The sequence below is a fragment of the Synechococcus sp. W60.3 genome, from assembly GCF_047502615.1.
GTDB lineage: Bacteria > Cyanobacteriota > Cyanobacteriia > Thermostichales > Thermostichaceae > Thermostichus.
In genome coordinates, this window is the sequence record NZ_JANSHJ010000022.1 from 16,691 (window position 1) to 36,608 (window position 19,918).

Genomic DNA, 19,918 nt, shown 5'->3' on the forward strand with positions numbered 1-19,918 from the left:
GATTTCGATTCAAAACACCCTGAGATGGCGGGGATCCAACTGCAGCCACCAGGGGGATCCCCAAGCTTCCACCTCGTGCCACACCTCGGCTTGCAGGCGATAGTCCTGGCTGTGGTCAGGAGGGCTGCCCAGCCTAAAGAGGAGAATCAATCGGTGAGGGGTCTCACTCCCCCTGGCGCCAATCCGCGATAGCCCCAGCCGGGGTCTGGGCAAGGTATTCGGAGCGCCGCCATTTTCTGTCCAAAAGAACCGGGAGCTCAAAGAATCTAAGGGCGCCGCCTGCTTGCCTAGGCAGAGGCAGAAGCTGTGTCCAAGTGGGGAGAGACGCTGCCGCTGGAAAACTCCTAATACTAATATATTATATTATTGGACTGTAGCTGTTCATTAAAAAATGCTTAACTACTTGTTGCAAGCAGCAGATGGCGGGTTTTGAAGACTGGGCAATTGGGCCAGAGAGCGCCTGGTGTCTCCCCTTTTATGGCTGGGTAGGGACAGCGCTGGCTCTTCCTTGGGCCGCTGGCTGGATCAAGCGCAGTGGCCCACGTCCGGCAGCCTACCTCAATATCCTGCTGACCTTTGCGGCCCTTGCTCATAGCTTTTGGCTGTTGCGACAAGTTTGGGGTCGGGATCCCCAGCTCCTGAACTACCTCTGGTTTCGGGTGGCCGATTTGGACTTGTCCCTGGCTTTGGAGGTCTCGCCTCTGACGCTGGGGGCGGTGGTCTGGGTAAGCGGCTTGAGCTTGCTGGCCCAGATCTACGCCCTGGGGTACCTGGACAAGGATTGGGGGTTGGGCCGCTTTGCCGCCCTGATGGGCTTTTTTGAGGGGGGGATGACGGGGATCGCCCTCAGCGATTCGCTGTTTCTCAGCTACGCGCTGCTGGAGATGCTCACGCTTTCCACCTACTTATTGGTGGGCTTTTGGTACGCCCAGCCGCTGGTGGTCACGGCGGCGCGGGATGCTTTTCTCACCAAACGGGTGGGAGACCTGCTGCTGTTGATGGGGGTGGTGGCGGTTTCCAATTTCTCCGGCTCCTTGACCTTTTCCGGCCTGCGCGATTGGGCGGCTACGGCCAGCTTGGATCCAACTTGGGCGGCCTTGATGGGGTTGGCTTTGATTGCCGGGCCGCTGGGCAAGTGCGCCCAGTTCCCGCTGCACCTGTGGCTGGATGAGGCCATGGAGGCGCCCAACCCGGCTTCGATCCTGCGCAACTCGGCAGTGGTGGCCGCTGGAGCTTTTGTCCTCATCAAGCTGCAGCCAGTCTTGGCCCTCTCCCCTTTCACGGATGGGGTGCTGGTGGCCATCGGCACCATCACAGCCGTAGGGGGATCCCTGGTGGCCTTGGCGCAAATCGATCTCAAGCGCACCTTCTCCTATTCCACCAGCGCCTACCTGGGCCTGGTGTTTGGGGCGGTGGGGACGGGGCAGCCGGATTTGGCGCTGGAGCTGCTGCTGCTGCACGGCCTGGCTAAGGCGCTGCTGTTTATGGGGGTGGGATCCCTCATCTACACCACTTCTACCCAAGATCTGACGGAGCTGGGGGGCCTAGGGGGCCGCATGCCGGCTACGGTGGCCGCCTTTGCTGTGGGATCCCTGGGGATGGTGGCCCTGTTGCCCCTGGGGTGCTTTTGGATCCTAATCCGCCTGGCGCTGGTGTACAGCGCCCTGCAGCCGGCCCTGTTGGGGGTGTTGCTGCTGATGAATGGGCTGACGGCTTTGAACCTGGCGCGGGTGTTTGGCCTGGTCTTCTTGGGATCCCCGCAGCCCAAGACGCGCCGTGCCCCTGAGGTGGGCTGGCCGATGGCCCTGCCCATGGTCATTCTGACGGTGCAGAACCTGCTCATGCCCTGGCTGTTTTGGCGCTGGGGGCTTTATCCCAGTTGGATCCCAGAGCTGCAGCAGATGGCGGCTCTGCTGGCGGCCTCGGGTTTGCTGGGGGCCGGTGTTGGTGCTTGGCTGTACTGGGGGGGCCGGCGGCGGCTGCGCCTACCCTGGCCGGAGCTGCAGGATCTGTTGGCGCAGGATTTCTACACCGGGCAGCTCTACCAGGCTTTGGTGGTGCAGCCGGTCGGCGCCCTTTCCCGCGGACTGGAGTGGCTGGATCGCAACGGGGTGGATGGCCTGGTGAACGGAGTGAGCCTGGCTTTTTGGTTTAGCGGCGAAGCCCTCAAGTACACCCTGTCGGGGCGGATGCAGCTCTACGTGTTGCTCATTGTCATCGGGGTCGTGGTGGTTACCGCTTGGCTGCTGCGCTCGCCCCTGGTGGGATTGGCCTATTGAGACGGGAGGAACCATGCTCAGCCTTCTAATCGGGATCCCCCTATTGGGTGGCCTGCTGGTGGGGCTGATCCCCGAGCAAGCGGGGAAGGGCCTGCACCGAAGTTTGGCCTTGGGCTTCGGCCTGGCTTGGTTGGGGCTGAGCTTGGGGCTGCTGCTGCAGTTTGATCCCCAAGCGCAAGGGATCCAGATGGCCGAACAGATGGCCTGGATCCCGCAGTTGGGCCTGGTTTACGAGCTGGGGGTGGACGGGATCTCCCTGCCGCTAGTGGTGATGACCGGCTTGCTGGTATTGATTGCCCTCTGGGCCAGCGGCCCGGTGGAGCGGCCCCGCCTCTACTACAGCTTGGTGTTGCTGCTAGCAGCCGCCATTGTGGGGGCTTTTCTGGCCCAGAACTTGCTGCTGTTTTTCTTGTTCTACGAAGTCGAGCTAATTCCCCTTTATCTGCTGATTGCCATCTGGGGCGGGCCGCGGCGCACCTATGCCGCCACCAAGTTTTTGGTCTACACCGCCCTCTCGGGGGTGCTTCTGCTGATTGGCTTTTTCGGCCTCAGTTGGCTGAGCGACGCCCACAGTTTTACCTACACCGTTTTGCAGGCCCACCCCTTGCCGCTGCTGCCCCAGATTCTCATCCTCATTCCCATCCTGCTGGGGCTGGCCATCAAGATCCCCTTGGTGCCCTTCCACACCTGGCTGCCGGACGCCCACGTGGAGGCTTCCACCCCCATTTCTGTGCTCTTGGCGGGGCTCTTGCTCAAGTTGGGCACCTATGGCCTGGTGCGCTTTGGCCTGCAGCTTTTGCCCGATGCCTGGGAGCAAGCCGGGCCGTGGCTGGCCAGTTGGGCGGTGGCCAATGTGCTGTATGGATCCCTGAACGCCTTGGTGCAGCAAGACATGAAAAAGCTGGTGGCCTACAGCTCCATTGCCCACATGGGCTACATTCTCCTGGGCACGGCGGCGGCCACCCCCCTCTCCTTGGTGGGATCCGTCTTCCAGATGGTGAGCCATGGGCTGATTTCCTCGCTGCTGTTTTTGCTGGTGGGTGCTGTCTACGCCAACACCGGCACGCGGGATCTCAAGCGGCTGCGGGGATTGCTCAACCCGGAACGCGGCCTGCCACTTGTTGGCAGCTTGATGGTGTTGGGGGTGATGGCCAGCGGCGGCACGCCCGGCCTGGTGGGCTTTATTGCCGAGTTCACCCTCTTTCGGGGCAGCTTCCCCGTCTTCCCCCTGCAGACGTTGCTGTGCATGGTGGGGACGGGATTGACGGCGGCCTACTTTTTGCTGATGGTGAACCGCGTCTTTTTCGGGCGCCTCTCGGAAGTGGCCATTGCCATGCAACGACGCGCCACGGGAGAACGCCTGCCTGCTGTAGTTTTGGCCTCGCTGGTGGTGGTGCTTGGCCTCCAGCCTGCCTGGGCAACCCACTGGGTGGAGTCCACCGCCGCCCATTTGGCCAAGCCGGCGGCCCTCAATCTTGCCGAAGCAGGCGGGCCGACCACTGCTTTCGAGCCTAGGTTCTCTTCGTTGTGACGATTTAGTGATACGACTGAGTTTTTGTTGTTGTCTCAACCCCTCCTTCTCCCATGACGGCCACCCTTGTTCCCGCTCCTTCCTGTTTCTTTCTGGCTGGCTTAGATCCTCTAGAGCAACGGCGACTGGCTCCCATCGTCCAACGCCTAGAAGCAGGGGGAGCCCTTGTGCCGGATTCTTCCAGCAACCGGCTGGAGGTCATCGGCATCCTCCACAGCTACGGCCAGGTGCTGGATGCCTACTCCCAGAATTTGATCTTCATAGCCGACCACCAATTTTTGGAGCTCTTCCCAGTTTTTAAGTACTTCAACGGCGAAATCACCCTGGGCAAATGGCTGCGCTACCTCTGGCATGACCGCATCAACTACGAGTTTGCCGAATACTGCATGAAAGCCATGCTCTGGCATGGAGGGGGAGGCCTCGATCGCTATCTGGATACTCCCGAATTTGTCGAGCGGGCCAAGGTGGCCATCCGGGCCAAGTTCCGCTTCAACCCCCTTCTGCAGGGCCTCAACTTCCTCTGCCCCGACTTTGCGCTGGAACAGGTGCGCATGCTGGCCATGTACAGCGGCCTGGGCCAGTTCTGGCGGGTGATGAGCGATATCTTCCTGGCCTTGGCCAAGCGCCGCGAGAGCGAACCGCAGCTCACGCTTCCCGACGTAGTAGCCCACATTCAGCAGGGGTTGGTGGCAGCTGCCAACAAGCCCATCACCTACGCCCCCTGCATCTGGGGCCGCCGCTACGAGATCATCCCCCTGTCGGCGGGGCTGACCTTCCTGCCCGATACGGCCCTGCCCTACGTGGAAGCTGTGTTTTTCCGCTCCTTTCCCTTCATGGGCACCGTCTCCTACAATGCCCAGGCCCACCAGATCCCGGCCGAGCAGGCGGACTTCGCCTACGGCGCTTTGTATGCCGATCCGCTGCCGGTGGGGAGCGCCGGGATCCCCCCTACTCTCTTGATGCAGGATATGATGCGCCACCTGCCTGGCTATTTGCGGGAGCACTACCGCCGCCAGCCGCGCGGGGAAGATGACCTGCGGGTGAAAATCTGCCTCAGCTTCCAAAAGGCCATGTTCTGTGTTACCACCGCCGCCCTGCGGGCCCTTGCCCCCTTTCCTCTGGAAACCCAGGATCCCCAGCAGCAGTTGGCCAATCGCGAGTTTCTCGCCCCCTGGCTGCAGCGGCTGCTGGGATCCCGCCTGCTGAGGGTACAAGAAGAAGTTGACACTCCCACCCAGCGGATTCTTACGCAGCCCAAGATGGACTCGCGAAGGCGCTGTCAAGACGCCCCTAGACAGACCTTTGAGGCATAACCTCAAAGTTCTGCTTACTTCGGACTTAAGTTCCTCCAGGTTAGTTATTGCCGCGCGGGTTTTGCACCGCAGTAGGTTGTTTTCCTGGAGAAGCTCTGTACTAACTATGAAGCAACTAAAGTGGCTCAAGGGCTTTTTCGCCCCGCACTCAAGTACGGGGCTACCAAGCTATTGTCGATGCCTAGCGAACCCGAGCGCTGTTGCCGTTGGCTGCAGCAAGTGGAAGCGGGATCCCATTTTCGGATACAATGTTTTGTCCGATTGAGGAGTAGGGTGGCGTAGCCAAGTGGTAAGGCAGAGGTCTGCAAAACCTCTATGCGCCAGTTCGAATCTGGCCGCCACCTCTCAAACCTGACATCCCCAGCGGGACCCGCATGAAAGACAAGTTGATGTTGATGATCCCCGGCCCCACTCCCGTTCCCGAGAGTGCGCTGCTGGCCATGGCGCGGGGGCCCATCGAGCACCGCAGCCAAGAGTTCAGCGCCATTCTGGAAGAGGTGACGGAGGGGTTGCGCTGGCTGCACCAGACCACCTCCGATGTGTTTGTCTTTGCCTGCAGCGGCACCGGGGCCATGGAAGCCGGGATCCTCAACACCCTCAGCCCCGGGGAGCGGGTCTTGGTGGGGGTCAACGGCAAGTTTGGCGAGCGCTGGGCCGAGATGTCGGAGCAGTTTGGCCTGCAGTGCGAGCGGATAGAGACCCCCTGGGGCGTGCCCTATCCTGTCGAAGTCTTCCAAGAAAAGCTGGCCGCCGACCGGGAGAAGACCATCAAGGCGGTCATCCTCACCCACTCGGAAACCTCCAGCGGCGTAGCCAACGATGTGCAGGCCATCGCGGCTGCTGCCCGCGAGCACGGAGAAGCCCTGGTGATTGTGGATGCGGTCACCAGTTTGGGGGCCATGCCGGTGCCCATGGACGAGTGGGGCCTAGACGTGGTGGCCTCCGGATCCCAGAAAGGCTACATGATCCCGCCCGGGCTGGGGTTTGTGGCGGTGAGCCCGCGGGCCATGGCTGCTGCCGAGCGCTCTCGCTTTCCCAAGTACTACTGGAGCTTTAAACTGGCCCAAAAAGCCCTGCGCCAGGGCACCACTCCCTTTACGCCCGCGGTGAACCTGTTTTATGCCCTGCAGGTAACCCTGCGCCTGATGCGGGCCGAAGGGTTGGAAGCCATCTGCCGCCGCCACGCCCGTTTGGCCCAGGCCACCCGCGCCGGCGTCAAGGCCCTGGGGCTGAAGCTTTTGGTCAACCCGGAGTCGGCAGCCAGCCCCTCGGTAACTGCTGTGCTGGCGCCTGAAGGGATCAACGCCGATACCCTCCGCAGCACCCTGAAGAAACGCTTCGACATCGCCCTTGCTGCCGGTCAAGACCACCTCAAGGGCAAGATCTTCCGCATCGGCCATCTGGGCTTTGTGAGCGACCGCGACATTCTCACCACGCTGGCTGCCCTGGAGTCGACCCTGCACACGCTGGGTTATGGCGACTTCCCTCCTGGAGCGGCCATCAAGGCGGCCGAGGAGATCTTGGCAAGCCCCTAGGGATCCCTTGCCCATTCTGTAGTTCTTGACACCTGGCGCCCCTCCCTTGCCCTGGCTAGAATGGGTGAGCGTTCTTAACAAAAGATAAAATTCCAGAGTCGACTGCTCTGGAGAGCTATCTGTTCCCAACCCAAGGGTTGACATGCTGGTTAGTTTGCAACGGGATCCCTGTCAAACTGCCTCGGCGGCGGAGCTGCGGCGGGTGCTGCAGGGGATCGGCCCTCTCTCCTGCCCGCTGCAGTACAACTTTCACCTGCACACCTGCTGCTCCGATGGGCGCATGGATCCGGCAGACTTGGCGGAGCAGGCGCGCCGGCACGGCCTCAAGGGCCTGGCCATCACCGATCACCACACCCTGAAGGGCTACGAGCAAGCGCAAGCCTATCTGGATCGCCCCGAGGACCCCCTGCTATGGACGGGGATCGAGATTACAGCCAACCTGCTGGGCTGCGAGGTGCATATTCTTGGCTACGGCTTCGATCCGGCGGATCCTGTTTTGGATCCCTACATCCAGGGGGAGCAAGTTCCCGGCCTGCCCGCCGCTGAGGCCATTGGGGCCATTCAAGCAGCAGGCGGCCTGGCGGTGTTGGCCCATCCCTTTCGCTACTGGCTGCCTGCGGAAGAGCTGGTGCCGGCAGCCGTGGAGTTGGGCCTGGATGGCCTTGAGGTCTACTACGCCTACAAAAACCCCGACATTTGGGCTCCCAGCCCAGAGGAGGCGGCGATTGGGGAAAAGCTGGCAGAGACCTACGGACTTTTGAAAACCTGCGGCACCGACTCCCACGGCCCCAGCATCCTCAGGCGTATCTAGCCGACTTGTCCAGCCCATCTAGGGGCGGGGATAGAGCAACTGGCCCAGGCGGCGCAACTGCTCGGCCGTGCCCATACACAGCAGCAGATCCCCCGGTTGCAACAGGGTGTCACCGCTGGGGCCGCCAATCAGCTGGCCATCGGCTCGCCGAATTGCCACCACCAACGCGCCGGATCGCGCCCTTAGATTGGCTTTCCCCAGGGTCTGGCCAACATAGGGGCATTCTTGCGCCGCCAGCTCGTACTCTTCCAAGTAAAAAGTGCGATCTCGACCCGACAGGATCCCATCCACAAAGTCCACCACGCGGGGGCGCAGGGCAGCCGCTGCCATCCGTTTTCCACCGGTGATGAAGGGAGAGATGGCGTGGGCAACGCCCGCTCGCTGCAGCTTTTGCAAAGCCTCTTCCGTGTTGGCGCGGGCAATGGTGCGGATACGAGGGTTGAGGGTGCGGGCCGACAGCACCACATAGAGGTTTTCGGCATCGCTGGAGAGGGCGGCAATCAACCCCTCGGCCTGCTGCACCCGCGCCGCCAGCAAGGTGGCATCGAGAGTGCTGTCTCCCTGGAGAGCGACATATCCCAGCTCTTGGGCCACCTGAATTGCCTCGGCCGATTGATCGATCACCAAAAAGGGCACCCCCTCTGCCTGAAACTCCTGGGCCACCTGTCGCCCAATGCGCCCAAAACCGCAGACGATGTAGTGGTTGTTCAGCGCTTCCATCTGTTTCTTCCACTTCCGCTGCCGGATCCCTTCCTGAAAATGCCCCTGGATGAGGGCCTCTGTAAAGCGGTTCACCATGAACCCGATGCTCAAGACCCCCATCAGGATCAAGGCCACCGTGAACAAGCGCCCCCGATCCCCCAGCGGCTGCACCTCCATGAAGCCCACAGTAGTTAGGGTGATAACGCTCATGTAAAAAGCTTCCACCCAAGGCCATTGCTCCACCCCGTGGTACCAAAGGGTGCCGATCAGGACAACGCCCAGCAGCGCCCCTACTCCCAAACTCAGATCCCGCTGGATACCGGGATCCCTTTTGGCAGGAGGAAACGGGGGACGAGCAGAAGCCATACGGCCCAGCCAGATCGAGCGGGGAAAAAGCGAGAACTACAATGGGTAGGAGAAAGTCAGTTGTTGAGCAGCAGCGAGTGGAGTGCAGATGCCCGAGTACATCAAGGTGGAATATCGGATCGACAAAAAAGGACAGGTGACCGAGACCGTATTGAACGGATCTGGCTCCAGTTGTACTCTAGCCACGGCAGAGCTAGAAGCAGCCCTTGGAACGGTGCAAGAACGAAAGCTGTTGCCGGAGTTTCATCAGCCAGCAGAAGCCGAGATAGAATCACAAGTTTCTTTACAGCAAACCCGCTGACTCCATCCCCTTCCCCCCAGTTTTCCCGTATCTACCTGCCTACTTTCGCTTCTTGCCCCCCTTGCCGGCAGCGCCGCTGGCTCGTGCCGCCCCAACTGCCGATTGAAACAGCCAAACCGCCAAGGGAGCAGCGACGATCAAGATAATGCTGGTGGGGCCGACGCCAAAATCCGGCTCACCGGAAGCCAACTCGAAAATCGAACCCACAGCGGCAATGGCACTGATGCAGGAAACGGCCAGGAGCAGGTAGCCTTTAACACTGGTGGTCATGGGGAACCTGTCTAACGTCTATTCGCGAAAAAGCCCTCCCACTCTCGAGAGGGCTACTTTCTATGCTACGGGCAGGGATCCCATGCCAGCAAGCCAGAGCCGGAATCTCCCTCTTAAAAAGCAACCAGAGAAGTGGAATTGGAGCGCCAGCCTAGCCCTTGACGATGATCTTGCCGACCATGCCAGCCCCCCGGTGGGGAGTGCAGTAGTAGGTGTACTCACCCAGAGGGACATCGACAAAGGCCGATTCCACCACTTGGTTGGGAGCAGTGAGCAGGGCCTTGTGGGACAGCTTGGCTGCCAGGGCCGCATCGCCACCAGGTACCTTGTCAAAGACAACGTTGTGAGGATAGACCTTGTTGTTGACCCACCGAACAGTATCTCCCTGATTGATGGTGAGGGTGGGGGGATCATAAATGAGCTGGGCCTTGTCAGAGCCCATCTTGACCGTGTAGGTTTCAGCAGCAGCAGGGTTGGACAGGAAAGCTACCGCAGCCACCCCGACTACGAGAGCGAGGAGGATGCGCTGCAGACGCTTCGCTAGGTTAAAAATGAACAACATGGATTCCTCTCAAAACGTAACGGCCGTCGCCCCCGCCTCTGCGGCTGGGCCCCCCCTTTCCAAGTTGTAAAGGAAAGGCACCCAGTCCAGCAGGGACGTTCAACTCCTATCTTAGGATCTTAAGGCGGAACAGGAACACCCATTCCCTTGCTAGAGCGAGGGGCTGTTCCAGACGGCAAGGCCACAGGGAGGGATCGGGCGACGAGATTGCCTCGAGCCTCTACCTTTCTCGTTGCCTCTCACCGCAAGGCGGCGATCCTTCGCCCGTGGGATCTCGGAGAGAAAACCGGCCATCTCTGAAAAACTGGGAGTGCCTTGCCGGCCAAAATCCGTAGGGTCGCCGATGCGGGAGAGGGACAAGCCGCTCTAGTCTTTAAGCAAAGAACGATGCGGTATTTCTTTTGCTGTTCTCCAATTACTTTCCAAGTCGCGTATAAGATATCAACCCGCTGAACAAAATTGAGAGCTTGCTTAAGATGAACAGCCGGTATTCGTCCATCGCCAGCCCGAGCAAGGCCTCTACCAGGATTTTAGAATCGGCGGAGCAAAAGCAAAACATTCAAATCTTGGCTCGCTGCATCGGCACAGCCTTGAATTTAGGCAGTCCGCTCAGGGTTGCCATACATTACACCTCGCAGGCAGAGGGGTAACGCTTGCTCCCCAACGCCTGCCAGGTAATTTCGCTCGCACTTCTGGAGATGATCTCAGAAGCTTCTTGAGCCTAAAGGGTTTCGCAGAGGAAGGGATCCCAAAAGTTTTTGGGCCCTCTCCGTAAGACGGGCATCCGGAGTGCCGCCTGTAATTATTTAGGGATCCCGAGGCTAGTGCTGAACAATTCCCTGAACCATAGCGTCGCTCAGGTAAGCCAATGCCTTCAAATCGGCCTCGTCAAAACACCGATCGCACAACAGGCGGTAGATTAGGCTCTCGTGTTCTGAGGTAAAGTGGCGAGTTTGCAAGACTTCTTCAACGATGGATCGAATGGTCATAGTTTGCCCCTCCTGGGATCGGGCTTAACACTGCTTGCCCATACTGATTGTGAAGAGTCAAGCCATAGCTCAAAAAGGGAGCCAACACGGATTTTCCAGCAAAAAAACTGTACATTGGCCAGTCATTGGGATCCCCAAACTTACTAAAGAGCCGTGACTGAGGATGTGCTCGCTGCCCTTGGCCAGACTACTTGCCTAGGGTCGAAGGTCCTCCCCTGGCAGAGCCTCCGAGAGTTGAACATGTGGCCGAGAAAGCCGTCCTGCAGCCAGGGAGCATGTTATCCTGAGTTGGCTTAACATGATTTCATAGCCGGGCTCAGCCGTCACCTTTCTAGCTGCGGCTGGCTGACCCGACGTCTAGGGATCTGGCTCAACTTTCTTCGCATTGCAGGCAAGACACCAATGGTGGGCATCTTCAGGCGCTTTTTCGGCTCTCGTGGTCAGGCAGATTCCAAACCTTCATCAGGGACGGCTGCTCAGCCGGCCAAAAAGAAAGACAACACCTTCTTTCTCGACCCAGATGAGGCCAAAACCCTTGGCAACATCGAATACATGCGCACTCCTAGGATCGTGAAGCACACCTTCCAGGATTTCGGCTCTACGGAGAAGGTGGAGGTGGTGGAGCAGGTTTCTTCCCTAAGCAAAGTTAAGTTGGCCGTAGAACAGGCCAAAGCCCCTGAGCAAAGCTCTTCCACCTCAAACAGCAGCAGTGGAGCAGGCTCACGCCGCCAGGGGGGATCTGACATGGACATGTTTCGCAACATGGCCCGCAGCCTGAAGCGCAAGTAGGCTGGACCCGGCTTATTGGCGGCACAGGATACAACGGCTATCGAAGGAGGGGCAATGGCGATTAAGCGAGGCACTTTGGTGCGGGCCATCCGCGAGAAACTGCAAGGCAGCCTGGAAGCCCAGGCCAGCGACCCTTTGATTCCCAACTACGTCTTCGAAACTCCTGGAGAAGTGGTGGATATCAAGGACGACTACCTCCAGATTAAGTTTGGGGCTGTTCCCACCCCTCCAATTTGGCTGCGGGCGGATCAGGTCGAGGAGATCGCGAGTTGAATAGGAGCATGGAATGCTCCCCTTTGGCTTGAGGGAGGGCTAATGGTACCTCTGGCTTTTCCCACGCGCGACCAACTTCTGCAACGCAGGCGACTTTTGCGTCAGCAACGGCTCAAGCGCTTTTGGCAGGGATCCTGGCGCTTGGCCAGCTCGATGGGCGTTCTGACGCTGCTGGTGTTGGGCCTGCAGCAGCCCTACTGGCAAATTCGCCGGCCGGAGCAAATTCAGGTAAAGGGCAGCTACTGGGTCGACCCCGACTGGATCCGGGAGCAACTGCCTCTGACCTATCCAATGAACCTCTGGCAGGTGCAGCCGGCTGTGTTGGAAAGAGCCTTGCTGGCATCCCCGGCCCGCCCTTCTCCCATCGAAAGCGTCCAGGTACAGCGGCGGCTGCTGCCGGTGGGGGTGATCGTCCAGGTGCGGGAACGGCAACTGGTCGCGCGCGCCCGTCGGGGCGACCAGACAGGCTGGGTGGATCGGCAAGGCCATTGGCTGCCCCCCGATCCCTTTCGACGCCACAGCGGATCCTCCCTTTCCTGGCCTGAGCTGGAGTTGCTGGGCTGGGAGAACCACGCGCCCGAGCAATGGGCCTTGTTGCTCGAAGCCCTGCAACAGGCTGAGATCCAGATCGAGACCGTAGATTGGCAGTCGGGAGAGGGAATCACGCTCCACACTGAGCTGGGCAACGTCTATCTGGGGCCGATTTCTGACCGCCTGCCTCTGCAAATTCAAACCCTCAACCAAATGCGGGATCTGCGCCGCCACTGCGAGTGTACACCCGACGAAATTCTCCAGATCGACCTGACCAGCCCCAGCGTACCCACCCTGCAGCTCACCCCTGCCGCCACCCAGAAGCGCTGGAAGCATTGGGAGCAGCGCTAGCCCTGGGATGAGCTTGCTGCCATGAACACAGCGCCGGCGGTGGAGGTCAAACAGTTGTGGGTCGCCTATCCCGGTTGTCCGCCGGTGCTGCAAGGGCTGGATCTACGGGTTGAGGCCGGGCAGCGCCTAGGAATCATTGGCCCCAATGGCGCCGGCAAAACCACCCTGTTCCTGGCCCTCGCTGGCCTGTTGCCCCCCTGTTCCGGCCAGATCACTTTGTTTGGGCAGCCGCTCCAGCCTGGCCAGTTTCGCCCTGAGGTGGGGCTGGTGTTTCAGGATCCCGACGATCAACTGTTTGCCGCCTCGGTGGCCGAGGATGTAGCCTTTGGGCCGCGCAACCTGGGACGTTCTGAGACAGAGGTCGCGGCTGTGGTCCAAGCAACCCTGGCGATGACCGGCACCCTGAATTTGGCCAACTGTCCCCCCCATCATCTCTCCGGCGGTGAAAAACGCATGGTCGCGATCGCCGGGATCCTGGCAATGCAGCCGCAGTTGGTACTCTACGATGAGCCGACTGCCAACCTGGATCTGCGCGCCCGTCGCCGGCTAATCGCCTTTTTGTTGCAAGCAACGCACACCTTTCTGCTCGCTTCCCACGATCTGGAACTGATCCTGGAAGTGTGCGATCGGGTGATCCTCTTAGATCAAGGCCGGATTTGCGCCCAGGGATCCCCGGCCCATCTGATGAGCCAACCCGACCTCATGGAAGCCCATGACTTGGAAGTGCCCCCCTCGCTGCGCCGATAACGGCAAAAGCTGAAAAGATGTCAAGAATTATTTTTGAGTTGATAACAATTTTGTCTCTCTTAATAAAAAGCTATCGTGCTAATTAAAAATATTGATTTTCGTCCAGGATTGAATGGGGATATCATTTTGTTGAGTCGGGGGATCCCTTCTCTGGGGCGTCCTCGTCGATTTTGTATGATCGATTTTGTGCAAGAAAGATGGGGACTTGGCCTGGAGTTGGCAGCTTTGCCCGCCTGAGCGACAGTTGTGGTTAACCCGGATGGCTCCCACAACCTTTTCTGGCCTCCGTCTGATTGAGTCTGAGGTCGGGGGTTGGGCACGGCCTTCTCTCCAGGGGGAGGTCTGTGGTGGCTGGAGTAGGTGTTGCCGAGAAGAGCTGTCCACTGAGGGTGGGGCAGAGGATCTCTTGGATGAGTTCGAGGGAAATTGCAGGATCGAACCCAATAGGCGAGATCAATTTGGAGATCGATTGGCCTTATTGCTGGGTTCGGCAACGTTCAGGAACTGAGTGTTCAAAAGTGGAGAGTTGATATGCCTATTGCAGTCGGAATGATCGAAACCCGCGGGTTCCCGGCAGTAGTGGAAGCTGCCGACGCCATGGTAAAGGCCGCGCGCGTCACCCTAGTGGGTTACGAAAAAATTGGCAGCGGGCGCGTCACCGTGATCGTACGGGGCGATGTCTCCGAGGTGCAGGCCTCGGTGGCCGCTGGCTTGGAGTCTGCCAAACGGGTGAGTGGGGGCGAGATCCTCTCCCACCACATCATCGCCCGTCCCCACGAGAACCTGGAGTTTGTGCTGCCCATCCGCTACACGGAGGCAGTGGAGCAGTTTCGTACCTAACTGAGTAGTTGCACTTAGCCTGGAATTGACCCGATCCAGAAAATCTGGACAGGTTCCAACCTCCTCCACAATTTCAGCGTAAGGAGTCCCTATGGCTATTGCAGTCGGAATGATCGAAACCCTGGGCTTCCCGGCAGTGGTGGAAGCTGCCGACGCCATGGTAAAGGCCGCGCGCGTCACCCTGGTGGGTTATGAAAAAATCAGCAGCGGGCGCGTCACCGTGATCGTACGGGGCGATGTCTCCGAGGTACAGGCCTCGGTGGCCGCCGGGATCGAGTCGGTGAAGCGGGTCAATGGCGGCCAGTTGCTCTCCTGGCACATCATCGCCCGTCCCCACGAAAACCTAGAGTACGTGTTGCCCATTCGCTACACCGAGGATGTGGCTCAGTTCCGCGAAGGGGTCAACGCCATCCGTCCCTTCACCCGTCCCTAGATGCGTATCGCGATTGTGCGGGGCACTGTTACCAGCACCCAGAAGGATCCCAGCCTGACAGGCGTGAAGTTTCTGGTGGTGCAGTATGTCGATCTCGAGGGCCGACCGCAGCCCGACTACGCTGTAGCTGCCGATCCGGTGGGGGCCGGCGCCGAGGAGTGGGTGCTGGTCAGCCAGGGCAGCGCAGCTCGCCAGCCGCAGGGAAATGAAACCCGTCCGCTGGATGCAGTGGTGATGGCGATCATCGATACCGTCAGCATCGGCGGTCGCTCCCTCTACAACAAGCGCGACCAACGCTAGCTGGGATCCCTCCTTCCTCTCTCTGACGTGTTCTAGAGGCTCACGGTTATGCCTGCTCACACCTATGCTGCGCCGCCAACGCCCTGGTCTCGCCGCCTGGCGGAGCCGACCATCCATCCCTCTGCCTACGTGCATTCCTTTTCCAATCTCATCGGGGATGTGCGCGTGGGCGCCCAGGTGCTGATTGCCCCAGGAACTTCCATCCGTGCGGATGAGGGCTCTCCCTTCTACATTGGCGACGGCTCCAATATCCAGGATGGGGTGGTGATCCACGGCCTGGAGCAAGGGCGGGTCATTGGGGAAGATGGCCAGCCCTACTCGGTGTGGATTGGCAAGAACACCTCCATTGCCCACATGGCCTTGATCCACGGGCCAGCCTACGTGGGCAACAACTGCTTCATCGGCTTCCGCTCCACCGTGTTCAACGCGCGGGTGGGAGATGGCTGCATCGTCATGTTGCACTGCTTGATCCAGGATGTGGAGATCCCGCCGGGCAAGTATGTGCCCTCCGGCTCCATCATCACCACGCAAGCTGAGGCGGATCGGCTGCCCGATGTGCAGGATAGCGATGCCAAGTTTGCCCAACATGTGATCGGCATCAACCAGGCTCTGCTGGAAGGCTATCACTGCAGCGAAAACCTGGTCTGTATTGCTCCCATTCGCAACGAACTTCTGCGGTCGCGCACCTCTAACCCAACGGCTACGGAGACGGCATCCATGACTCATTCCTCCTCTCGCGCCGACGGCCGGAACGGCGGCGGATCCCTTCTCAAGCCGGAGGTGGTGGAGCAAGTTCGCGCCCTGTTGGCCCAAGGCTATCGGGTAGGGCTGGAATATGCCGATGCCCGCCGCTTCCGTACCTCTTCCTGGCAGAGCGAAAGCCCGATCACCAGCACCCGCGAGGCCGAGGTCATGCAATCGCTGGGGGCTATTTTGGCGGAGCACCGCGGCGAATACGTGCGCCTGTTGGGGATCGACCCCAAGGCGAAACGACGGGTGTTGGAGCAGATCATCCAAACCCCGGAGGGGCCGGCGACCGTTTCTGGATCCCCCAGCCACGTCTCGGTTACGGCCCCAGGTTCCGGCGCAGCCAATCCGCGCCCTGACGCCAGCTTGGAGGAGGAGATCCGGGCGCTATTGGCGCAGGGGTATCGCGTCGGCCTGGAGGTGGCCGATGTCCGCCGCTACCGCACCTCTTCCTGGCAGACTTTGGGCAATTGGAGCGGCTCGGCCCAAGAGATCCTGGCGGCTGTGCAGGCGGCCTTGGCCGAACATACGGGAGAGTATGTGCGCCTGCTGGGAATCGATCCCAAGGCCAAACGGCGGGTGCTGGAGAAGGTGATTCAAACGCCCCAGATGAGCAGCAGCGGCGGGACAGCCTCGCCCGCAGAGGGGGGCAAGCTGGGAGGGAGCGCTGCTGGCCTCGACCTGGAGTTACAGGAAGAGGTACATCGGCTGCTGGCCCAGGGCTATCGCATCGGCTACGAATATGCTGACGAGCGCCGCTTCAAAACCTCCTCTTGGCAGACCGGGCCGACCATTCGCGCCAGCCGCGGGCCGGAGGTGTTGGCCGAGCTGACGGCTGCTTTGGCGGAGCACCAAGGCCACTACGTGCGCCTGTTGGGGATCGATCCCAAGGGGAAAAAGCGGGTTTACGAGCGCGTCATTCAAACCCCCGGCGGCAAGTCGCCTGCCCCTGCAGCCCAGGGATCCCCGGCGGCTACTCCTGTTTCCACCGTTCCTGCCAGCACCCGACTCAGCAGCGAGGTGGTGGCACAGGTGCAGCAATTGCTCAGCCAGGGCTACCGCATCGGCACCGAACATGCGGACAAGCGGCGTTTTCGCACCTCCTCTTGGCAGAGCTGCAGCCCTATCGAGGCCACCCAGCTGCCCCAGGTGGTGGCGGCTCTGGAAGCCTGCCTGGAGGAGCATCGCGGCGAGTATGTGCGCCTGCTGGGCATCGACCCCAAAGCCAAACGACGGGTGCTGGAGCAGATCATCCAAACCCCTTGAGGGATCCGCCTGTTCTCTGATCACTGTCGGTTCAAGGTTGGTTTTGATCCGACCTCCTAGCGATGAGGAGCACCTTGGCTTTGCCTCTGCCCACCTCTACAACGCTGCGCTCCTGGCCCAGCCAGAACGGCGAAACTCGCTACTATGTCAGTGGCGAGGTGCAGGTGGAGGCAGGGGCAGGCATTGCAGCGGGAGTGCTGTTGCGGGCCAACCCCGGCTGTCGCATCGAGATCGGGCGAGGCGTCTGTATTGGCATGGGATCCATCCTGCACGCCTGCGGGGGATCCCTCGTCGTGGAGGCGGGGGCCACCTTGGGAATGGGGGTGCTGGTGATCGGGCAGGGCACCATCGGCAAAAACGCCTGTATCGGCTCGGAAACCACGCTGCTCAACTGTTCAGTGCTCAGCCAGGCGGTGATCCCTCCCCGCTCGCTGGTCGGGGATCCCACCTATCCCAGCAGGCAAGAGGCGGAGGTGGGCATGGCTAGCGAGGCAGAGCCCGTGTCGGCGGCGGCCCCGCAAGAGCCGATAGAACCCCCTGAGGAAACCTTGCCTGAGCCGACCCCTCCCTCTCCCCCCGACTCGCCGCTGGCCCAGGTGGAAAAGCAAACCCGTCGTTGGCAGGAGGCGGCTGAGCAAACCCAAGAGAACTCGAGATCCCCTAAGACCCGCAAGCTAAATGGGATCCCGGGCTATTCGGAGCTGGAGCGGCTGCTGGGCAAGATCTATCCTTACCGGCAGATCCTATCCTCTGGGGGTGGCCAGTCTTGAGGGCTACACTGGCATAAAGAAGTAGGGTGCTATGTCCACCTCTTTGGGCCTTATTCAGACACGCAGCTTTCCGGTCATTGTGCGCATTGCCGACGCCATGACCAAGTCGGCGGGGGTGACGCTGATCGGCTTTGAGAAGATCTCAGGAGGCTACTGCACGGCAATCGTACGGGGAGGGATTGCCGATGTGCGCATTGCCATCGAGGAGGGGATCGAGGTGGCCCGCCAGTTTGAGCAAGAGGAGATCTCCAGTTTGGTCATTCCACGGCCTTTGCCTAACTTGGAGGCGGTGCTGCCCGTCAGCAGCAAGCTGTCTCAACTGGCACAAAACCGCGGCTACAGCCGCCTCAGCAACTTGGCCGTGGGCCTGCTGGAAACCCGCGGCTTTCCGGCTATGGTAGGGGCCGCCGACACAATGCTGAAAACGGCGGATGTGCAACTGGCCGCCTACGAGACCATTGGCGACGGCCTGTGTACGGCCATCATTCGGGGCACGGTGGCCAACGTGGCCATCGCCATCGATGCCGGCATGTACGAGGCAGAGCGCATCGGCGAGCTGAACGCGGTGGCTGTGATCCCGCGCCCTCTCGACGAACTGGAGCAGGCTCTGCCGGTGGCCAGTTGTTTCGTTGCCCAACCGGTTACCTTGCCGGTGGCTATTCCCCAAGCCCAGGGACAAGAGGTGCGGCGCAGCGATACCGTTGTGGAGCGGATCCCAGTTTATCTGGAGCCGCCGGAAACCCCTTAGGTTTACCTTGCAAGACGGGAAGGCTCGCGCTGTACTCTGCCCCCTCCCGCCGTCTACAGGGGGAGAAGATCTGAGATCACCTCCAGAAAGCCGAGCGGGGCAGAGAGGAAAAATGTTAGGCTACTGGAAGACCTGGGTCCGTGCAGCTCCGACGCCCAAACCGTGTCAGGATCGGAAGATAGCAGCACTACGGGATGCTCTGAGCAGGCGCGTCAACCCGGGTCGCCCTCTTCCAAGTTTTACCTCTGCCCTGGCAGCGCACACCTGTATGGCCGAGACAGACAACCCCCTCGCCAACTTTGCTCAGAAGGCTTTCTACTTCGGCATGGGTTTGGCCGCGGTGGTGGCAGACAATGCTGCAAAGGTGGCCGGGAGAGCCAACAGCCGTCTGCTGGAGCTGCGCAAGCAGGTCCAGGCTTTGGTGGATGAATTGGTGGAGCGGGGGGCGATGACCGCCGAAGAGGCGCGGGCCTACATGGACGCCATCGCTGCCAACGCCAACCGTAGGGGGGGGGAAAGGTCTGCTGGCGCCCCTCGCAAGATCAACATTGACGACATGGGCGACGCTGAAGACAAGACTGGCACTGCCCTTGAACTTTCGGAAGCTGCCCGTTTGCGCCAACAGATTGCTGAGCTACAGGCAGAGTTGGATCGCATCAAGAAGGAAGCGAGGAAGTCCTAGGTTTGGCCCGGGAAAAGTTGGGATCTCTATCTCTTTAATCCTCGTTCACGGGGAACTGGAAGACTCTCCGCAGCGCCCTCAGCCCGATTGCGAACGGCTGCCGCCGAAGTTCCTTGGCCGCAGCGGCGAGTCTAAACAGGCTCGTCCAATTTTTGTTGGAGCGGTTGGCTTGGATCCCTGACTTCTCTCTGAAAATTGGCAGCTCGGGGCGCTTAAGCTTGAGAATCTACCCCAAGCCACCTCAAAATGCCGAACCGCTGACGCGTCCTGGAGGACTCGAACCCCCGACATCCGGTTTTGGAGACCGACGTTCTACCAACTGAACTAAGGACGCAGGAGTAGTAAAGGGTCAGCCCCTTACCTAGTTTACCTAGTGTAGCAGGTATGCCCAAAGCCTTAGAGGGTTTCTTCTTTAGAATCCGTTTTGGCTTTGATGCGAGTGGCCTTGCCCACTCGGTTTCGCAGATAGAACAGCTTGGCCCGCCGCACCTTGCCACGCCGCAACACCTGGATTGAGTCGATGCGCGGCGAGTGAACTAGGAAGACCCGCTCCACTCCAATTCCCTGGAAAATCTTGCGCACCGTGATGGTGCGGTTGCATCCAGAGTGACGCATAGCAATGACCGTGCCTTCAAAGGCCTGCACCCGCTCTTTGCCGCCCTCTTGAATGCGCACCCCCACCCGTACCTGATCGCCAACATGGATCTCTGGCAGATCCGACTTCATGTGGGCCGCTTCGATGGAGCGGATGATCTCTTCGGCGTTGATGCGAGCGTTCATGG

The 19,918-nt window shown here is 60.3% G+C and carries 23 protein-coding genes, 2 tRNA genes and 1 other RNA gene; 19 read left to right on the forward strand and 7 right to left on the reverse strand.

Annotation, left to right across the window (positions count from 1 at the left end):
- Positions 1 to 9: 9 nt before the first annotated feature.
- Positions 10 to 150, reverse strand: a complete 141-nt coding sequence (locus tag NW846_RS08770; RefSeq protein WP_414346660.1) for a hypothetical protein — start codon at positions 148 to 150, stop codon at positions 10 to 12.
- A 269-nt stretch (positions 151 to 419) separates the two neighbouring features.
- Here NW846_RS08770 and NW846_RS08775 point away from each other — a divergent pair, with 269 nt between their 5' ends.
- The 6 genes from NW846_RS08775 to NW846_RS08800 all read left to right on the forward strand — a co-directional run bounded on the left by NW846_RS08775 (position 420) and on the right by NW846_RS08800 (position 7,469).
- Positions 420 to 2,279, forward strand: a complete 1,860-nt coding sequence (locus NW846_RS08775; protein ID WP_414346658.1) for an NAD(P)H-quinone oxidoreductase subunit F — start codon at positions 420 to 422, stop codon at positions 2,277 to 2,279.
- 13 nt (positions 2,280 to 2,292) lie between these two features.
- Positions 2,293 to 3,810, forward strand: a complete 1,518-nt coding sequence (locus NW846_RS08780; protein WP_414346656.1) for an NADH-quinone oxidoreductase subunit M — start codon at positions 2,293 to 2,295, stop codon at positions 3,808 to 3,810.
- Positions 3,811 to 3,863: 53 nt separating this feature from the next.
- A complete protein-coding gene (locus tag NW846_RS08785) occupies positions 3,864 to 5,123 on the forward strand; it encodes a CO2 hydration protein (protein ID WP_414346654.1) in 1,260 nt (419 codons plus the stop codon).
- 272 nt (positions 5,124 to 5,395) lie between these two features.
- Positions 5,396 to 5,467 (forward strand) — tRNA-Cys (locus tag NW846_RS08790).
- Between the two features lie 30 nt (positions 5,468 to 5,497).
- Complete coding sequence (locus NW846_RS08795; RefSeq protein ID WP_011430438.1) at positions 5,498 to 6,658, forward strand: pyridoxal-phosphate-dependent aminotransferase family protein; 1,161 nt, start codon at positions 5,498 to 5,500, stop codon at positions 6,656 to 6,658.
- A 142-nt stretch (positions 6,659 to 6,800) separates the two neighbouring features.
- Positions 6,801 to 7,469 (forward strand): PHP domain-containing protein, encoded by a 669-nt coding sequence (locus NW846_RS08800; protein ID WP_011430439.1) that lies wholly within the window; start codon positions 6,801 to 6,803, stop codon positions 7,467 to 7,469.
- An 18-nt stretch (positions 7,470 to 7,487) separates the two neighbouring features.
- On the opposite strand, the gene NW846_RS08805 is transcribed toward NW846_RS08800, so the two are convergent.
- Positions 7,488 to 8,537 (reverse strand): potassium channel family protein, encoded by a 1,050-nt coding sequence (locus NW846_RS08805; protein ID WP_011430440.1) that lies wholly within the window; start codon positions 8,535 to 8,537, stop codon positions 7,488 to 7,490.
- Between the two features lie 88 nt (positions 8,538 to 8,625).
- Between NW846_RS08805 and NW846_RS08810 the strand changes: the two genes are divergently transcribed.
- Positions 8,626 to 8,838, forward strand: a complete 213-nt coding sequence (locus NW846_RS08810) for a DUF2997 domain-containing protein (protein WP_011430441.1) — start codon at positions 8,626 to 8,628, stop codon at positions 8,836 to 8,838.
- Between the two features lie 39 nt (positions 8,839 to 8,877).
- Here NW846_RS08810 and NW846_RS08815 read toward each other — a convergent pair whose 3' ends face one another.
- The 3 genes from NW846_RS08815 to NW846_RS08825 all read right to left on the reverse strand — a co-directional run bounded on the left by NW846_RS08815 (position 8,878) and on the right by NW846_RS08825 (position 10,659).
- The gene (locus tag NW846_RS08815) at positions 8,878 to 9,108 is read right to left on the reverse strand and encodes a hypothetical protein (RefSeq protein ID WP_011430442.1); all 231 of its coding nucleotides are present in this window, start codon (positions 9,106 to 9,108) and stop codon (positions 8,878 to 8,880) included.
- Between the two features lie 151 nt (positions 9,109 to 9,259).
- Positions 9,260 to 9,670 (reverse strand): plastocyanin, encoded by a 411-nt coding sequence (gene petE, locus NW846_RS08820; protein WP_011430443.1) that lies wholly within the window; start codon positions 9,668 to 9,670, stop codon positions 9,260 to 9,262.
- An 821-nt stretch (positions 9,671 to 10,491) separates the two neighbouring features.
- Positions 10,492 to 10,659 carry a hypothetical protein gene (locus tag NW846_RS08825; RefSeq protein ID WP_011430444.1) on the reverse strand — a complete coding sequence of 56 codons (168 nt, stop codon included), beginning with the start codon at positions 10,657 to 10,659 and terminating at the stop codon, positions 10,492 to 10,494.
- Positions 10,660 to 11,061: 402 nt separating this feature from the next.
- Here NW846_RS08825 and NW846_RS08830 point away from each other — a divergent pair, with 402 nt between their 5' ends.
- The 12 genes from NW846_RS08830 to NW846_RS08885 all read left to right on the forward strand — a co-directional run bounded on the left by NW846_RS08830 (position 11,062) and on the right by NW846_RS08885 (position 19,136).
- Positions 11,062 to 11,448 carry a hypothetical protein gene (locus NW846_RS08830; protein WP_011430445.1) on the forward strand — a complete coding sequence of 129 codons (387 nt, stop codon included), beginning with the start codon at positions 11,062 to 11,064 and terminating at the stop codon, positions 11,446 to 11,448.
- 54 nt (positions 11,449 to 11,502) lie between these two features.
- Positions 11,503 to 11,721 (forward strand): NAD(P)H-quinone oxidoreductase subunit O, encoded by a 219-nt coding sequence (gene ndhO / locus NW846_RS08835; RefSeq protein WP_011430446.1) that lies wholly within the window; start codon positions 11,503 to 11,505, stop codon positions 11,719 to 11,721.
- Between the two features lie 42 nt (positions 11,722 to 11,763).
- On the forward strand, positions 11,764 to 12,603 hold the full coding sequence (locus NW846_RS08840; protein WP_414346651.1) for a cell division protein FtsQ/DivIB: 840 nt from the start codon (positions 11,764 to 11,766) through the stop codon (positions 12,601 to 12,603).
- Between the two features lie 21 nt (positions 12,604 to 12,624).
- Positions 12,625 to 13,350: an energy-coupling factor ABC transporter ATP-binding protein gene (locus NW846_RS08845; RefSeq protein ID WP_011430448.1), complete on the forward strand. Its 726-nt coding sequence runs from the start codon at positions 12,625 to 12,627 to the stop codon at positions 13,348 to 13,350.
- A 531-nt stretch (positions 13,351 to 13,881) separates the two neighbouring features.
- Positions 13,882 to 14,190 carry a carbon dioxide-concentrating mechanism protein CcmK gene (locus NW846_RS08850; protein ID WP_011430450.1) on the forward strand — a complete coding sequence of 103 codons (309 nt, stop codon included), beginning with the start codon at positions 13,882 to 13,884 and terminating at the stop codon, positions 14,188 to 14,190.
- A gap of 91 nt (positions 14,191 to 14,281) precedes the next feature.
- On the forward strand, positions 14,282 to 14,623 hold the full coding sequence (locus NW846_RS08855) for a carbon dioxide-concentrating mechanism protein CcmK (protein ID WP_011430451.1): 342 nt from the start codon (positions 14,282 to 14,284) through the stop codon (positions 14,621 to 14,623).
- Positions 14,624 to 14,923 carry a EutN/CcmL family microcompartment protein gene (locus tag NW846_RS08860; RefSeq protein WP_011430452.1) on the forward strand — a complete coding sequence of 100 codons (300 nt, stop codon included), beginning with the start codon at positions 14,624 to 14,626 and terminating at the stop codon, positions 14,921 to 14,923.
- Positions 14,924 to 14,971: 48 nt separating this feature from the next.
- Positions 14,972 to 16,936, forward strand: a complete 1,965-nt coding sequence (locus NW846_RS08865; RefSeq protein WP_414346649.1) for a ribulose bisphosphate carboxylase small subunit — start codon at positions 14,972 to 14,974, stop codon at positions 16,934 to 16,936.
- A gap of 74 nt (positions 16,937 to 17,010) precedes the next feature.
- Positions 17,011 to 17,706: a hypothetical protein gene (locus NW846_RS08870; protein WP_414346647.1), complete on the forward strand. Its 696-nt coding sequence runs from the start codon at positions 17,011 to 17,013 to the stop codon at positions 17,704 to 17,706.
- Between the two features lie 31 nt (positions 17,707 to 17,737).
- Positions 17,738 to 18,454 (forward strand): BMC domain-containing protein, encoded by a 717-nt coding sequence (locus tag NW846_RS08875; protein ID WP_099812055.1) that lies wholly within the window; start codon positions 17,738 to 17,740, stop codon positions 18,452 to 18,454.
- 129 nt (positions 18,455 to 18,583) lie between these two features.
- Positions 18,584 to 18,681: signal recognition particle sRNA small type (gene ffs, locus NW846_RS08880), an RNA gene on the forward strand.
- Between the two features lie 41 nt (positions 18,682 to 18,722).
- Positions 18,723 to 19,136 (forward strand): hypothetical protein, encoded by a 414-nt coding sequence (locus tag NW846_RS08885; protein WP_011430456.1) that lies wholly within the window; start codon positions 18,723 to 18,725, stop codon positions 19,134 to 19,136.
- A gap of 261 nt (positions 19,137 to 19,397) precedes the next feature.
- Here NW846_RS08885 and NW846_RS08890 read toward each other — a convergent pair.
- Positions 19,398 to 19,470: transfer RNA gene (locus NW846_RS08890), tRNA-Trp, on the reverse strand.
- A gap of 62 nt (positions 19,471 to 19,532) precedes the next feature.
- A complete protein-coding gene (rplS, locus tag NW846_RS08895) occupies positions 19,533 to 19,916 on the reverse strand; it encodes a 50S ribosomal protein L19 (protein ID WP_011430457.1) in 384 nt (127 codons plus the stop codon).
- Positions 19,917 to 19,918: the final 2 nt, after the last annotated feature.